The sequence below is a fragment of the Frateuria sp. sgz306004 genome, assembly GCF_057750885.1.
Window position 1 is genome coordinate 426,022 of sequence record NZ_JBYLFE010000002.1, and the last position, 15,184, is coordinate 441,205.

17 protein-coding genes are annotated in these 15,184 nt (G+C 65.9%); 14 read left to right on the top strand and 3 right to left on the bottom strand.

Annotation, left to right across the window (positions count from 1 at the left end; translation table 11 throughout):
• The first annotated feature begins 81 nt into the window (after positions 1 to 81).
• From AC3G2C_RS05265 to AC3G2C_RS05280, 4 genes are all read left to right on the top strand, one after another.
• Positions 82 to 534: a hypothetical protein gene (locus AC3G2C_RS05265; protein WP_488383562.1), complete on the top strand. Its 453-nt coding sequence runs from the start codon at positions 82 to 84 to the stop codon at positions 532 to 534.
• Positions 535 to 752: 218 nt separating this feature from the next.
• A complete protein-coding gene (locus AC3G2C_RS05270; RefSeq protein WP_488383563.1) occupies positions 753 to 1,241 on the top strand; it encodes a hypothetical protein in 489 nt (162 codons plus the stop codon).
• A 317-nt stretch (positions 1,242 to 1,558) separates the two neighbouring features.
• Positions 1,559 to 2,245, top strand: a complete 687-nt coding sequence (locus tag AC3G2C_RS05275; protein ID WP_046972192.1) for a response regulator transcription factor — start codon at positions 1,559 to 1,561, stop codon at positions 2,243 to 2,245.
• A complete protein-coding gene (locus AC3G2C_RS05280) occupies positions 2,229 to 3,512 on the top strand; it encodes a sensor histidine kinase (protein WP_488383564.1) in 1,284 nt (427 codons plus the stop codon). The genes AC3G2C_RS05275 and AC3G2C_RS05280 overlap by 17 nt, the downstream gene beginning before the upstream one ends.
• Positions 3,513 to 3,593: 81 nt before the next feature.
• Here AC3G2C_RS05280 and AC3G2C_RS05285 read toward each other — a convergent pair whose 3' ends face one another.
• The 3 genes from AC3G2C_RS05285 to metF form a co-directional block, all read right to left on the bottom strand.
• Positions 3,594 to 4,511 carry a branched-chain amino acid transaminase gene (locus AC3G2C_RS05285; protein WP_488383565.1) on the bottom strand — a complete coding sequence of 306 codons (918 nt, stop codon included), beginning with the start codon at positions 4,509 to 4,511 and terminating at the stop codon, positions 3,594 to 3,596.
• Between the two features lie 119 nt (positions 4,512 to 4,630).
• Positions 4,631 to 5,185 carry a DUF4124 domain-containing protein gene (locus AC3G2C_RS05290; protein ID WP_488383566.1) on the bottom strand — a complete coding sequence of 185 codons (555 nt, stop codon included), beginning with the start codon at positions 5,183 to 5,185 and terminating at the stop codon, positions 4,631 to 4,633.
• Positions 5,186 to 5,213: 28 nt separating this feature from the next.
• Entirely contained in the window at positions 5,214 to 6,041 is an 828-nt protein-coding gene (gene metF / locus AC3G2C_RS05295) for a methylenetetrahydrofolate reductase [NAD(P)H] (protein ID WP_488383567.1), read from the bottom strand.
• 207 nt (positions 6,042 to 6,248) lie between these two features.
• Here metF and ccoN point away from each other — a divergent pair, with 207 nt between their 5' ends.
• From ccoN to AC3G2C_RS05345, 10 genes are read left to right on the top strand one after another with little or no spacing between them, the layout of a single operon-like run.
• Complete coding sequence (gene ccoN / locus AC3G2C_RS05300; RefSeq protein ID WP_488383568.1) at positions 6,249 to 7,694, top strand: cytochrome-c oxidase, cbb3-type subunit I; 1,446 nt, start codon at positions 6,249 to 6,251, stop codon at positions 7,692 to 7,694.
• Positions 7,695 to 7,704: 10 nt separating this feature from the next.
• The gene (gene ccoO, locus AC3G2C_RS05305; protein ID WP_488383569.1) at positions 7,705 to 8,346 is read left to right on the top strand and encodes a cytochrome-c oxidase, cbb3-type subunit II; all 642 of its coding nucleotides are present in this window, start codon (positions 7,705 to 7,707) and stop codon (positions 8,344 to 8,346) included.
• Position 8,347: 1 nt separating this feature from the next.
• The gene (locus tag AC3G2C_RS05310) at positions 8,348 to 8,488 is read left to right on the top strand and encodes a cbb3-type cytochrome oxidase subunit 3 (protein WP_488383570.1); all 141 of its coding nucleotides are present in this window, start codon (positions 8,348 to 8,350) and stop codon (positions 8,486 to 8,488) included.
• Positions 8,485 to 9,417, top strand: coding sequence for a cytochrome-c oxidase, cbb3-type subunit III (ccoP, locus tag AC3G2C_RS05315; protein ID WP_488383571.1), 933 nt, complete (start codon positions 8,485 to 8,487; stop codon positions 9,415 to 9,417). Before AC3G2C_RS05310 ends, ccoP begins: the two co-directional genes overlap by 4 nt.
• Entirely contained in the window at positions 9,417 to 9,713 is a 297-nt protein-coding gene (locus AC3G2C_RS05320; protein WP_488383572.1) for a hypothetical protein, read from the top strand. Before ccoP ends, AC3G2C_RS05320 begins: the two co-directional genes overlap by 1 nt.
• A gap of 3 nt (positions 9,714 to 9,716) precedes the next feature.
• Positions 9,717 to 11,270: a 4Fe-4S dicluster domain-containing protein gene (locus AC3G2C_RS05325; protein WP_488383573.1), complete on the top strand. Its 1,554-nt coding sequence runs from the start codon at positions 9,717 to 9,719 to the stop codon at positions 11,268 to 11,270.
• Positions 11,267 to 11,752: a hypothetical protein gene (locus AC3G2C_RS05330; protein ID WP_488383574.1), complete on the top strand. Its 486-nt coding sequence runs from the start codon at positions 11,267 to 11,269 to the stop codon at positions 11,750 to 11,752. The genes AC3G2C_RS05325 and AC3G2C_RS05330 overlap by 4 nt, the downstream gene beginning before the upstream one ends.
• Positions 11,753 to 11,756: 4 nt before the next feature.
• Positions 11,757 to 14,165 (top strand): heavy metal translocating P-type ATPase, encoded by a 2,409-nt coding sequence (locus tag AC3G2C_RS05335; protein WP_488383575.1) that lies wholly within the window; start codon positions 11,757 to 11,759, stop codon positions 14,163 to 14,165.
• Entirely contained in the window at positions 14,162 to 14,341 is a 180-nt protein-coding gene (gene ccoS, locus AC3G2C_RS05340; RefSeq protein ID WP_488383576.1) for a cbb3-type cytochrome oxidase assembly protein CcoS, read from the top strand. Before AC3G2C_RS05335 ends, ccoS begins: the two co-directional genes overlap by 4 nt.
• The gene (locus AC3G2C_RS05345) at positions 14,334 to 15,056 is read left to right on the top strand and encodes a sulfite exporter TauE/SafE family protein (protein WP_488383577.1); all 723 of its coding nucleotides are present in this window, start codon (positions 14,334 to 14,336) and stop codon (positions 15,054 to 15,056) included. The genes ccoS and AC3G2C_RS05345 overlap by 8 nt, the downstream gene beginning before the upstream one ends.
• The last annotated feature ends 128 nt before the right edge of the window (positions 15,057 to 15,184 follow it).

The following is a 15,184-nucleotide window of genomic DNA, read 5'->3' on the forward strand; positions in this document are numbered from 1 at the left end:
CATCCTGGACCTGGGGTTAGCTTCCCGGAGGCCCGTTGAAGTCCCTTCCCGTAGGGGCGCGGTGCCGGGGAGAGTCACTTGATGAAACGCAAGTTGTCGTGGATGGTCGGAGTCATGGTGTCCGTCGCGTTGCCCGTGTCACCCTTGTGGGCGGCGCAGGCGTCCCCTTTGCCTGAAGTGAAAGCGCAGACGCGAGAACAGTTTGTCGCGGTGAAGGAACAGATTCACCAGCAAACACAACGCGGTGGCCGCTTCGAATACATCACCCCGCACGATCGCGTTGCACTCGGTAGAAACGTCGACCACATGCAGGCTCTATTCGACAAATTTGGGACGTCTCAGGCCATGGATGCCAAAGCCAGGCTTGGGTTGCGTGACGATGAAGCACAGATCAAGGCGATTCTGTCCCGCCACGACAGCGAGCGTCAGGTGTGTCAGCGCAAGACGCTTCATGGCGCCACGGTGGCCAGGAACGTGTGCCGTACCCATGGGGAAATCGCGCGCGAGAAGTTGAACGAACAAAAGCAACTCTGATGAAGGGCGTGTAGCTTTTGCTGGCGGTTGACCGGCCTGGGTCGGTCAACCTGTCGAATCGCCCGGGTTGCCTTGCAAGTCATTATTTCTTTGATTTTTTTTGTTTTTCCGCGTTTTTGTGGAGCCTTTGACCTGCCCGTGGCACCGATCTACCATCGCTAAATCTCGTTAGGAGTCCACCCGTATTGGGAGGCGACGGGACCAGGGAGGAGGGGACCATGAAGTCAAAGCATGTGTTGCTATGGGGCATTGCTCTCGCAATTGCGCTGCCCGTGTCACCGTTGCTGGCCAAGCAGCCGCCGCTGCCCGACGTAAAGGCCGACACCAAGGAGAAGTTCGTCGCTTTGCGCACGCAGATCGATCAGCAGATGCAGCCTGGCGGACGCTTTGAATTCGTCGAAAAGGACGAGCGCGTCACTGTTGCCAAGGACTTCGACGAAATGCAGTCCTTGTTCGACAAGTTTGGCACCACGGATGCCATGGACAATACGTCGAAGCTGTCGCTTTACAACGACCAGTCCGAAATCAATGCCATTCTTACGCGTCGCGATGGCGACCGTGAAGTGTGTCAGAACGAGAAGCCCACGGGCTCCATCATTGCGAAGAATGTCTGCCGCAAGTACGCGGACATCGTGCGCGAAAACGAGCAGACGCAGAAAGTCCTGATGGACTCCAAGCGTGTCCAGACGCCCGTGGGTGGTCATTGATCCGGAATGGGTCATAGCGCGGGGTTAACGTCCGTGTGAGCTGTGGTTAACCCTGGTCTAACCGGGGGGCGCCTATAAAGAACCCACTGCGATTTGCTCGTGCACTTCAACCGCAAGGTCTGGTGACAGCAGATTTCGGTATCGGGGCAGTAGCTTGGGCCCAGGCGAGCGACGCAAGTCGTGGTGCCTGGGCTTTTTCTTGCCTGCAGGCCGGCGGCTGTTCAGCCGGATGTCGGTCTCATCCCCCTATGACCCGGGCAAGCTTGTTAAGCTTGAGGCCTCGGCCGGCACCCATGCTGGCTGCGTGTGGAGGACGCATGCGCGTACTGGTAATCGAAGACAACAGCGATATCGCGACCAACATCGGCGATTATCTGGAAGATCGTGGCCACGTGGTCGACTTCGCCGGCGACGGCGTCACCGGCCTGCACCTGGCCGTCGTGCATGACTTCGACGTGATCGTGCTGGACCTCACCCTGCCGGGTATGGACGGCCTGGATGTGGCCCGCAAACTGCGCCACGAGGCGCACAAGCAGACGCCGATCCTCATGCTCACTGCGCGCGACGCGCTGGAGCAGAAGCTCACCGGCTTCGAGTCCGGCGCCGACGACTACATGACCAAGCCCTTCGCGCTGCAGGAACTGGCGGCGCGCCTGGAGGTGCTGGCCCGTCGCGGCAAGGGTCCGCAGAGCCGCGTGCTCAAGGTGGGCGACCTCACCTACAACCTCGATACGCTCACGGTCACCCGCGAGGGCAAGTCGATCCAGCTCAACCCGATCGGCCTCAAGCTCTTGCAGGCCCTGATGGAGGCGAGCCCGTCGGTGGTGACGCGTCAGGATCTGGAGCAGCGCGTGTGGGGCGAGGAGCTGCCGGACAGCGATTCGCTGCGCGTGCATATCCACGGCCTGCGCGCCGCGATCGACAAGCCGTTCGACAAGCCGCTGATCCACACGCGGCACGGCATTGGATACCGCATGGTCGAACCGGATGCGGTCCAGGCGTAAGCTCCGTTTTCGCCTGATCGTCTCGTTCGCGCTGTTCGGTTTCGGCCTCAGCGCGCTGTTTGCGTTCGCCGCGTTGAACATCCGCAGCAGGGTGGAGGACCAATTGGTCAACTCCAGCCTGCTGGATGACGCGCGCTGGGCGAATCAGCAAGCTCAACAGCACCCGGGAACACCGGCTGGGTCGCGCTTGCTGACCGGCAGCATGTTCAGTGACCGCACGCTCTATCGAGCGCCGTTGTCATGGCAAGACCTGCAGACGGGCGTCCACGACATCTACGAAACCGATCAGGAAGGTCAGCGCCATCATTACAAGCTGGCGGTTTATCGCGAGAACGGCATCATCAGCTTCCTTCGCTACGACGTTTCTCGCGAAGAACTCGGCAAGCAACAGCTGCTCTTCAGTGTCATTGGCGCGGTGTTTCTTTTTGGCCTGCTGTCGCTGGTGCTGGGCTTCTGGCTGTCGCGCAAGGTGCTCAAGCCGGTCAGCGAGCTGGCACGTCGCCTGCGCGACTTCCGCAAGAACGGCAAAGCGGAGCCGCTGGCGCCTCATTTTGCCGACGATGAAGTGGGTGAGCTGGCGCTGGCGCTGGACGAATACTCGCAGCGCCTCACCGCGATGGTGGAGCGCGATCGCGAGTTCAACTCCGACGTCAGCCATGAGTTGCGCACGCCGCTGGCGGTGATCGCCAGCACCACCGAGTTGCTGCAAGGCTCGCCCGACCTCACCGACAAGCTGCGCGAGCGCCTCAAGCGCATCGAGCGGGCCTCGCGCCAGGCCACCGAACTGATCGAGGCCTTGCTGTTGCTGTCGCGCGCCGAGCGTCGCGGCCCCACGCGTGGCGAAACCACCGACGTGGGCAAGGTGGCCTCGGACGTGATCGAAAGCCAGCGCCCGCAGATGCGCGACAAACCACTCAGCGTGGAGCTGGTGGTCAAGCAGGCGGTGAGCGTGAATGCGCCGGCGTCAGTGCTGGCCGTGGCGCTGACCAACCTCATCGGCAACGCCATCAAGTACACGCTGGAAGGCTCGGTCACGGTGGAAGTGGGTGGCAACCGCATTGAAGTGATCGACACCGGCCCCGGCATCAAGCCCGAAGATGCCGAGCGCCTGTTCCAGCGTGGCGTGCGCGGCGAAGGCGCGGGCGGCAGCGGTGCCGGCCTGGGCCTGGCCATCGTGCGTCGCCTGTGTGACCTGTACGGCTGGGATGTCTCGATGCGGCCACGCACCGGCACCAACGGCGCCATCGCCAGCATCGTGTTTTCCTGACGCTCCAAACAAAACGCCCGGCCTAGGCCGGGCGTTTTGCCGTGTGCGACAGGGCGCGAATCGGCGCCCCGCGCAGGGAGGTCAGAGCGGCTCCAGCCAACCCCACTGGTCGTTGGTCTTGCCGTTGAACAGGCCGAAGAACAGCTCCTGCAGGCGGCGGGTGACGCGGCCGGCCTTGCCGTTGCCGATCTGCTTGCCGTCCACCGCGCGGATCGGGGTGATTTCCGCGGCGGTGCCGCACATCAGCAGCTCGTCGCACAGGTAGAGGTATTCGCGCGGGATATCACGCTCGATCACCTCGATGCCGTCCTCGCGTGCCAGCGTCTTGAGCGTGTCGCGCGTGATGCCAGTGAGGATGGACGCGCTGGCCGGCGTGGTGTGCAGCACGCCATCGAACACCAGGAACAGGTTCTCGCCCGCGCCTTCGCTGAGCAGGCCGCTGGAGGCCATGGCGATGCCTTCGCCAAAGCCCAGACGACGCGCTTCGCGTGCGATCAGCTGGCCGGAGAGATAGTTGCCGCCCGCCTTGGCGCCGGCCGGAATGGTGTTGGGCGCAAAGCGCTGCCAGCTCGACACGCAGGCTTCAATGCCGCTTTCCAGCGCCTCGGGGCCAAGGTAGGGGCCCATCGGCCATGCCGCCACCGCCACGTCGATCGGCGTTTCGGCGGAGAGACCAAAGCCACCCAGGCCACGGTAGGCCACCGGGCGCAGGTAGGCGGCCGACAGGCCGTTCTTGCGCACCACCTCGCGACAGGCGGCAGCGAGCTCATCCTGCGTGTACGGAATGGCCATGTCGTAGATCTTGGCCGACTGGTACAGGCGCTTGAGATGGTCCGTGAGGCGGAAGATCGCCGCACCATCGGGCGTGGCGTAGCTGCGGATGCCCTCGAACACCGAGGAACCGTAGTGCAGCGCGTGGGACATCACGTGCGTGGTCGCTTCCGGCCAGGGCTTGATCACGCCGTTCTGCCAGATCCAATCAGGATATTGCTGCGCCATGTGGGGGACTCTCTGGGGAAAAAAATCGCACCATGATAACCCGTGGCTTCACAGGACGATTTTGCGCAGCAGCAGAAACCCGCCGGTGGCGGGGCTAACGAGCCGTCTAACTGCTGGCGTCAGCCGGCCCCGCGCAACCACAGGCAACCGGAGCGGCGCACCATGTCAAAGCGTGTTTCGTGCGCGGTGCCGCTGCCATCGTCCGCGGCGGTGCGCACGATCAGCTGACGCTCGCTGCCGGGGGCGGGTGTGGCATCGCCCGGCGTGGAGGGCGATGCGTCCTCGCCGGCGGAGGTCACCTCCAGCAAGGGGCGCTGCATGAGACCGGTGAGCGAACGAATGTCCGCGACCACGGCCTGCTGTCCGTAGCCGCCCCACAGCATCAAGCCCGCCAGCCGGTTGGGGTCGCGATCGGCAAACGCTTGCAACACGCTCTCGCGCAGCTCCGCCACGCTGGCGGCGCACAACACCGGCGGCGGTGCGGCGGGCAGGGTGGCGCCGAGCGGGGCGTTCGGGGTGCGTGGCGCGGGCGCCACGGGCGTGGCCTGCAGCGCGGCGCAGGGTTGGTCGGTGAATACCGGGTTGCCGTCAGCGCCGATGCAGCGGTGGATGCCGTCCTGGGCATAGGCGCCCAGGGGCAACAGGAGCAAGGCGAGCAGCAGAAAACGCATCATCCGCCGAGCATACGCTCGGCGGCGTGGCTCAACCGTGCAGCCGATCGAGGATCGCGCGCGTGGCTTTCGCGCGGTTCAGCGTATAGAAGTGCAGGCCCGGCGCGCCGCCTTCCAGCAGGCGACGACACAACTGCGCCACGACATCGGCGCCCAGCTCGCGAATGGAGGCGGCATCGTCGCCATGCGCCTGCATGCGCTTGGTGATCCAGCGAGGAATCTCCGCGCCGCAGGCATCGGAAAAACGCTTGAGCTGCGAGAAATTGCAGATCGGCATGATGCCCGGCACGATCGGCACCTGCACGCCCAGGCGCTGCGCATCGTCCACGAAGCGGAAATAGGCATCGGCGTTGAAGAAATACTGCGTAATCGCGCCGTTCGCGCCCGCATCCACCTTGGCCTTGAAGTGGCGCAGGTCGGCGAGTGCATCGTCGGCCTGGGGATGGGTTTCCGGATAGGCCGCCACCTCGATGTGGAAGTGGTCGCCCGTGTGCTCGCGGATAAAGCGCACCAGTTCGGCCGCGTAGCGAAAGTCGCCAGGGCTGGCCATGCCCGAGGGCAGGTCGCCGCGCAGCGCCACGATGCGGCGGTAGCCGGCGGCGCGGTAGCCGTCCAGCAGTTCGGCCAGTTCGGCGCGGGTACCGCCCACGCAGGAAAGGTGCGGCGCCACCGGGAAACCGTGCTTGCTGTGCAGCCGGTGCACGGTGTCGCCGGTGTAGCTGAGGGTGGAGCCGCCGGCGCCGAAGGTCACCGAGACGTACTCGGGCGAGGTGGCCTTGAGCAGGTTGGCGGCCTGGTCGAGCTGCGCGCGCTGCTCGTCGGTCTTGGGCGGAAAGAACTCGAAGCTGATGGACGGCATGCGGTAAAGCCCCTGGCTGGCGATGGGGTGATTATATATATCTCTGTTTCGCGATAAAGAGATATTTGCTCGTTTGGCCGTCCGTCTGACGCCCCCTGCGACAAACCGCGCCAGCCCTACCGGCGTCTCAGCTTGATCTGGATCAAATGGCCCCCGGGGGCCGCCCCCCAGACTTCGCCCCGTCAGTCATGCCTAGGAGCGGGCCTCATGGTAGGCGTCGAGGGGAGTTACAACGATAAGGTCGTGCGGCAATTCGCCGTGATGACCGTGGTCTGGGGTGTCGTCGGCATGCTGGTGGGGGCGCTCATCGCCGCCCAGTTGTACTGGCCCGCGCTCAATTTCGATGTGCCGTGGCTGAGCTATGGCCGCCTGCGGCCGTTGCACACCAATGCGGTGATCTTCGCCTTTGGCGGCTCGGCGCTGTTCGCCACCAGCCTGTACACGGTGCAGCGCACCTGCCATGTACGCCTGCTTTCCGACCGGCTCGCCTCGTTTGTGTTCTGGGGTTGGCAACTGGTCATCGTGGCGGCGGCCATCACCCTGCCGCTGGGCTACACCCAGGGCAAGGAATACGCCGAGCTGGAATGGCCGATCGACCTGCTCATCACCATCGTGTGGGTGGCCTACGCAGTGCTGTTCTTCGGCACCATCGCCAAGCGCAAGGTCAAGCACATCTACGTAGCCAACTGGTTCTATGGCGCGTACATCATCACCATCGCGCTGCTGCACGTGGTCAACAACCTGGCCATTCCCGCCGGCTGGTTCAAGTCGTACTCGATCTACTCCGGCTCGGTCGATGCCATGGTGCAGTGGTGGTATGGCCATAACGCGGTGGGCTTTTTCCTCACCACGGCCTTCCTCGGCATGATGTATTACTTCGTGCCCAAGCAGGCCGGCCGGCCGATCTATTCGTATCGACTGTCGATCGTGCACTTCTGGGCGCTGATCGCCGTGTACATGTGGGCCGGCCCGCACCACCTGCAATACACCGCGTTGCCCGACTGGGCGCAGTCGCTGGGCATGGTGTTCTCGCTGGTGCTGCTGGCGCCGTCGTGGGGCGGTGCGATCAACGGCATCCTTACCTTGTCGGGCGTCTGGTACAAGCTGCGCACCGATCCGATCCTGAAGTTCCTCATCGTCTCGCTCTCGTTTTACATGATGAGCACATTCGAGGGGCCGATGATGTCGATCAAGACGGTCAACTCGCTCAGTCACTACACCGACTGGACCATCGGCCACGTGCACTCGGGTGCGATCGGCTGGGTGGCGATGATTTCCATCGGCTCGATCTACGCCATGCTGCCGCGCCTGCTCGGCCTGCAGAAGATGTACTCGGTCAAGCTGATCGACACGCACTTCTGGCTACACACCATTGGCCTGGTCGTGTACATCGCCTCCATGTGGATCGCCGGCGTCACGCAGGGCCTGATGTGGCGCGCCACCGATCCGGAGAACGGCACGCTGGTCTACTCGTTCGTCGAAGCGCTCAACGCCACCAAGCCCTACTACCTGTTCCGCCTCGGCGGCGGCCTGATCGTGCTCAGCGGCATGCTGGTGATGAGCTGGAACGTGTTCAAGACCTTCCGCCTGGCGGCCGCCAGCACCGCGCCGCAGCCGGTGATGGCACCGGACGCAGCGGACGCGCGGGCCTGAGGGAACGGACATGAGCCAAACACACGCAAAGATCGAAAAGAACATCGGCCTGATGGCCATCCTGGTCGCGGTCGCGGTGTCTTTCGGCGGCCTCGCGGAGATCGTGCCGCTGATGTTCCAGGCCGAGGCGATCAAGCCGCTGCCGGGCATCAAGCCGTATCCCGCGCTGGAGCTGGCCGGGCGCGACGTGTACATCCGCGAGGGCTGCTACAACTGCCACTCGCAGATGGTGCGCACGCTTCGCTTTGAAACCGAGCGCTATGGCCATTACTCGCTGGCCGGTGAATCGGTGTACGACCATCCGTTCCAGTGGGGCAGCAAGCGCACCGGCCCGGACCTCGCACGCGTCGGCACGCGCGGCTATTCCGACGACTGGCATCGCGCGCATCTGAACAATCCGCGCGATGTGGTGCCGGAGTCGAACATGCCGGCCTACCCGTGGCTGGCCAAGGCCAAGCTCGATGGCGCGGAAGTGGCGCAGCACATGCGTGCGCTCAAGCGCATCGGCGATCCCTACACCGAGGCCGACATCGCGGGCGCCGCGGCGGCCGTGCAAGGCAAGACCGAACTCGATGCGGTGGTGGCCTATCTGCAAAGCCTGGGCACGCACGTATCGCAAGCGGACATGCAAGTAGCCGAGGGAGCCGAGTGACATGGTGCCGGGTCTGATTACCGCAGTACTGCTGCTGCTCTTCGTGGGCGGTTGCATCTGGCTCTGGCGACCGAGCCACAAGGCGTCGCTGGATGCGGCGGCACGCATGCCGCTGGACGATGACAAGGAGGACGCGGCATGACTTCCGCCTGGACCTGGTATGTCGTGGCGCTCACCGTGTTGAACCTGCTGGGCTGCCTGTGGCTGCTCAAGGCCAACACGCGCCGACGCCCCATCGACCCCAAGCCCGACGACACCGGGCACGTGTGGGACGGAGACATCACCGAATACAACAAGCCGCTGCCGCGCTGGTGGATCAACCTGTTCTACATCACCATCGTGTTCGCCGTGGGTTACCTGGTGTGGTACGGCGTGGGCAACCTCAAGGGCATGGGGCATTGGAGTTCCCGGTCCGAGTGGGCGATGGAGACGGCCGCCGAAGACGCGCGCCTGGAAGACACGCTCAAGCTCTATGCGGGCAAGCCCATCGACGTGCTCGCCAAGGACCCTGCCGCGGTGTCGATCGGTCGTGCCATCTTCATCAACCGTTGCGCGGCCTGTCATGGCTCCTCGGGCCATGGCGCCACCGGATATCCCGACCTCACCGACGACATCTGGCACTGGGGCGGCACGCCCTCGCGCATCCTGGAAACCATCCAGGAAGGTCGCCATGCGGTGATGCCGGCCTGGGCCACCACGCTGGAAGCGCAAGGTGGGGCCACCGCGGTGGATGACACCATTGCCTACGTGCTCTCGCTGTCGCGCCCGGGCCAGCCCAAGGAAGCGGCGGAGCGCGGCGAAAAATTGTTCGCCGGCACCTGCGTCGCATGCCATGGTCCGCAGGCCAAGGGCAACCAGGTGGTAGGCGCACCCGATCTCACCGACAGCTATTGGTTGTATGGCAGCAGCCAGGCGTCGCTGCACCAGACGCTCAACGAAGGTCGCCAGGGCGTGATGCCGGCATGGAAGACCGTGCTGGGCGATACGCGAACCCGTTTGGTGGGCGCCTACGTATGGACGTTGTCGCCCCACAAGATCGGCCCGCCTGCCGGCGCCGTGGTGGCCGAGTGATGAGCCGCCCGCGGCCGCTATCCGAAGAGTCGACGCCTGCCACGTTGCAGCGCGTCGGCGCCATATTGTGGCCGAGCTTCTTCGTGGCCGGCGTGGTGACCATGGTGTTCTTCGCCTACGTGGACCCTTCCGCGCTGCGGGACATCACCTTTCCCTCGCTGCAGTTGAGTCGCGAGCTGGGCTACTCGCTGGGCTTCTTCCTGATCTGGCTGGCGACCGCATCGTCCAGCCTGTTTACGTGGATCCTGCTGCGCTCGGCGCGGCAGATCAAAAGTGGCATCGGTTCCGGACACTGAATCATGAGTCGTCGTATCCCGCTGCATGTCGTCGACGACGCCAGCACCTCGTATTACGTCAGCGAACGCAAGGTATACCCGCGCGAAGTCGCCGGCCGACTCAATCGCCTGCGCGTGGCCGCGGTGTTGTGGTTGCTGGGCATGTTCTACCTGTTTCCCTGGATGCGCTGGGGTGGTCGCCAGGCGGTGTTGCTCGACCTTCCCGCGCGCCAGTTCCACGTCTTCGGTTGGATGTTCCTGCCGCAGGATTTCCTGTTCCTCTCCACCTTGCTGATCATCGCGGCGCTGGCGCTGTTCTTCTTCACCGCGCTGGGTGGGCGACTGTTCTGCGGCTACGCCTGCCCACAGACGGTATGGACAGAGGTGTCGCTGTGGATCGAGCGCTGGTTCGAAGGCGATCGCAACAAGCGCATGAAGCTCGATGCGGGCCCGTGGACGCGCGAGAAGATCCTGCGCAAGGGCAGTCGGCATCTCGCCTGGGCACTGTTCTCGCTATGGACGGGCTTTACCTTCGTGGGCTTCTTCAGCCCCATCGTGGACCTCGCCCGTCGCACGCCTTTCGGTTGGGGCGGTTGGGAAACCTTCTGGATACTCTTCTACGGCTTCGCCACCTGGGGCAATGCGGGCTTCCTGCGCCAGCAGGTGTGCAAATACATGTGCCCGTATGCGCGCTTCCAGAGCGCCATGTTCGATCGCAACACGCTCATCATCGCCTACGACCCCATGCGCGGCGAGCCGCGCGGCGCGCGCAAGCGTGGCCTGCCCAGCGTGCTGGCGCGTGCACGCGGCCTGCTTGATACGCTCACTGCCTACGACTACGTATTCCGCGCCAGCCAGCATCCCTCGGCCGCGGATCATCGCGCCCAGGCGGGCGGCACCATCGCGCTGGCCGGTGCGGGTGAGGTGGTCGCGCCGCTGCCCAAGTTCACCGCCGAGCAACTGGGTGACTGCATCGACTGCACCATCTGCGTGCAGGTGTGCCCCACCGGCATCGATATCCGCAACGGCCTGCAATACGAGTGCATCGCCTGCGGCGCCTGCATCGATGCCTGCAACGAGGTGATGGACAAGCTCGACTATCCGCGCGGACTGATCCGCTACACCACGCAGAACCAGATCGACGGCAAGGCCACCCACGTGCTGCGGCCGCGCATTGCGGTCTATGCCGTGTTGCTGCTGGCGCTGGTGGGCGGTTGGCTGTATGGCGTTACGCATCGCGCCCCGTTGATCGCCGAGGTGCTGCGCGATCGCAACGTGATGTTCAGCACCGCCGCGGACGGTCGCATCGAGAACAGCTACACGCTCAAGCTGGTCAACAAGGACCAGCAACCGCGCCGCTTCGTCATCGACGTGGCCGGCGCCGACCTGCCGGACCTGTCCTTGCGCGATGGTCCGCGCACGGTGCAGGTGCAGAGCGGCGAGGTGATTTCGGTGCCCCTCACGGTGGGCGCCTCACCGGAGGTATCCGGCCGCCACGAGGTGCACTTCTCCGTGCGCCGCGACGACGGTCAGGCCGCCACCAACGTCAACAGCAGCTTCTTCGGACCCTTGCGATGAACACGACCCGCAGCGCCTGGCGCGAACCGATGGTGTGGATGTTGGTAGGCCTGCCGCTCGCCTCGGTGGCGATCGGCTTTGCCCTGTTGTTTGCCGCGGTGCATCCGGGCCGCGAAGACATGGAAACCGTGGGCAAGGTCACCAAGGTGGGCAAGCTGCTGGTGGCCGCTGAGGCGATCGAAGGCTCCACCGCCGTGCCCACCAAGGGGCTGGTGCTGCGCACGCGCGGCGACATGATCGAAGCGTTGCCGATGGATGGCGACTTTCCGCGCGGCGGCCGCCTCACGCTCACCCTCACCCCGGCCGATGCCGGCGCATCGCCACGCACGTACACGCTGGCGCCCAGTGAACTGGGCTGGCGTGGCGTGGGCTCGGTGGATGGTCATCACGAATGGGTGGTGCAGCTGGCGCCCGACAACGCGAGCTGGTTGATGCACGGACGTTGGAGCGCGGCCTCGTCGTCGATTCGACTGCTGCCTTGATGCCATGGACTGCGCCGTCGACACGGCCAACCGCTTCGGTCTGGTCGATTGCTTTCACTGCGGTGAAACCCTGCCGGCGGCGCCCCTGTGCCTTTCCATCGATGGCGTGCTGCGTGGCTTCTGCTGCCAGGGTTGTGCCACCGCCGCGCAATGGATTCGCGACGCCGCGCTGGACGACTACTACCGCCTGCGCAGCGAAGCCGGTGCGCGCGTGGGCGCCGACATGCCCGAGCTGGAAGGCTGGGATCGCGAGGATGTGCTCAAGGAACACACCTTGCCGGTCACCGGTGGCCTGGAAATCACCGTGCTCACCGATGGCATGCGCTGTGCGGCCTGCGCCTGGCTGATCGATCGCGCCCTCCAGCGCGAGCCGGGCGTGTTCGATGTCTGCGCCAATGCCGTCACCGGGCGCATCCGCATCGGCTGGGACCCGTCCCGCAATCGCCTCTCGGTGTTGTTGCGGCGCTTGGCGTTGCTCGGTTACCGACCCTACCTGGCCGGCGGTGCAGCGTACGAGCGCGAACGCACGCAGGCGTGGCGACGCTGGCTGGCGCGCCTGGGCGTGGCGGGCCTGGGTGCGATGCAGACCATGATGTTGTCCGAGGCGCTGTTCCTCGATGGCGGCCATCACATGGGCTGGGCCACGCGTGACTTTTTCCGCTGGGTGACGATGCTGGTGTGCACGCCGGTGGTTTTCTATGCCGGCTGGCCGTTCATGGCCGGCAGCTGGCGTGAGTTGCGCGAGCGCCACCTGGGCATGGATACGCTGATCGCGGGCTCCGTGCTGCTGGCTTACGTGGCCAGCGTGGTGGAGACGCTGCGCGGCGGCGCGCACGTGTGGTTCGATGCGGCGGCCATGTTTGTGTTCCTGCTGCTGGGCGCGCGCATGCTTGAGCAACGTGCGCGCGGCATCGCCAGCGCACAGGTGGATGCCCTGGCACGGGCGCGCCCGACGCTGGCCGTGCGCGAGCGCGCCGACGCCACGCGCGAGTCGGTGCCGCTGTCCGCCCTGCAGGTGGGCGACGTGGTGTGCGTGGCGGCCGGTGAGGCAGTACCCGCGGATGGCACCTTGCTCAACGAGCAGGCGTCGTTCGAGGAGGCGCTGCTCACGGGCGAGTCGCGTCCGGTCGACAAGGTGCAGGGTGCACCGATCTATGCCGGCACGCATTGCCGCGAAACCACCGCGCGCATAGCGGTCACGCAAGTGGGCAGTGCCACGCGCCTGTCGCAGCTCACACGGCTGGTCGAGCAGGCGCAGGCGCACCGCCCCGCGCTGGCACGCATGGCCGATCGCGTCGGCAGCGTGTTCGTCGCCGCGCTGCTGGTGGCAACCGTGCTGGTCTACGTGGGGTGGCGCGTGCATGCGCCGGAGCGTGCCTTCGAGGTCGCCTTGTCGCTGTTGGTCATCAGCTGCCCGTGTGCGCTCACGCTGGCGGTGCCTGCCGCGCTGGCCGCCACCCACGGCGCACTGGCACGCTTGGGCGTGCTGGCCTTGCGACCGGAGGCGCTGGAGAACCTCGCCCGCGCCACCGATATCGTGTTCGACAAGACCGGTACGCTCACCCGCGTGCAACCGATGCTGGCCGACGTGCAGGCGTTCGATGGCATCAGCGCCGAACAGGCGATGCAGGTGGCCGCCGCGCTGGAGCGCGACAGCCGACACCCGATCGCCGCCGCGTTTGCCGAGGTATCGGTATCGCACGTCGCCGGCCAGGTGCAATTGCACGCGGGACGAGGCCTGAGCGGATGCGTGGACGGGCGGCTCTGGCTGCTGGGTCATGGCCCCTTCGCCGCGCAGTGCGAAGACGACGGACAGCTGTGGCTGGGCGATGGTCGCCGCGCCTATGCGCGGTTCCTGCTGCAGGAGCGCGCGCGGCCCGATGCGGCCGATGCCGTCGTGGCGCTGCGCGCGCTGGGCTTGCGCATTCACCTGGCCAGTGGCGATGGCGAGCAGGCGGTGCAGCGCACCACCAACCAGCTCGGCATCGCGCAGGCGCACGCGCGGCAATCCTCCGAAGACAAGCTGGCGCTGGTACGCGCCTTGCAGGCGCAGGGGCGGGTGGTGGCGATGGTTGGCGATGGCATCAACGACGCGCCGGTGCTTGCCGGCGCGGATGTATCGCTGGCCATGGGCGAGGGCGCGGCACTGGCCCAGCGCGCCGCCGACATGGTGCTCACCGCGCCGGCGCTGCTGCGCATTCCCGCCGCGGTGCAACTGGCGCGACGCACCCAGCGCATCATCCGCCAGAACTTCGCCTGGGCCGTGGGCTACAACCTGCTGGCCCTGCCGCTGGCGATCGCCGGGCAGGTGACGCCGGCCGTCGCGGCGCTGGGCATGGCGCTGTCTTCGCTCATCGTCACCGCCAATGCCTTGCGGTTGATGCGCATCCGCGTGCCGGAGGTGGCCGCATGATCATCCTGCTGATGTTGATTCCGTTGAGCCTGATGCTGCTCATTGCCTCCATCGGCGCCTTCGTATGGGCCGTGCGCCGGGGCCAGTTCGACGACCTGGATACGCCCGCGCTCGATGTGCTCACCGACGATGCGCCCGAGCGCACCAAACCCACGAGCGAGCCGGCCGATGATTAACGGGCTCGCGCTTTCGGCGGTGCTGCTCACCGGGTTGCTCGGCAGCGTGCATTGCGCGGCCATGTGCGGCGGCATCGCCACCGGCCTGTCGATGGGCGCGGCGCGCCAGGGCCTGGCCGCGGCTTGGCAATTGAACCTGGGGCGCGTGGGCGGCTATGCGCTGGCGGGTGCGCTCGTGGGTGGCCTGGGCGATGGCTTGCTGCGCCTCTTCGAATGGTCGGCGCTGGCGATCGGCATGCGTGTGCTGGTGGGCGCGGTGCTGGTGGTGATGGCGCTGCGTCTGCTCGATCGGCAGGGGCGCCTGGGCTTTCTTGCACGTCCGGGTGCCCGCGTGTGGCGCTGGCTGCAGCCGTTGCATCGTCGTGTGCTACCGGCCAACACCGTGCCGCGTCGTCTGGCGGCGGGCGCGCTGTGGGGCTGGCTGCCATGCGGTTTGAGCAGCACGGTGCTGGCCGCCGCGTGGCTGCAGGCCGATGCGCGCGCCGGGGCGCTCACCATGGCGGTGTTCGGTCTGGGCACGTTGCCGGTGATGTTGCCGCTCACCTGGTCCGGCGCGCGCGTGGGGCGCTGGCTGCAACGCCCGGGCTTTCGTCGGGGCGCGGCCATGTTCGTGCTTGGTGCGGGGGTGCTCACCTTGTCCGCGCCCTGGCTGATGCACGTGCCGGCATTGCAGGGTTGGCTGGGCATGCTCGGGTGTGGGCCAGGCATGCGCTGAAAGACTCCAAGGGAGGGGGCGCGGAAGCGCACCGGGTGTGTTCCGGCAAGGGGGCTTGCCGTCGAGCACGCCCGGTGCGCCGAAGCAAAAAAAAAGGCCGCCCGGAGGCGGCCTCTTTTCATGGCGTA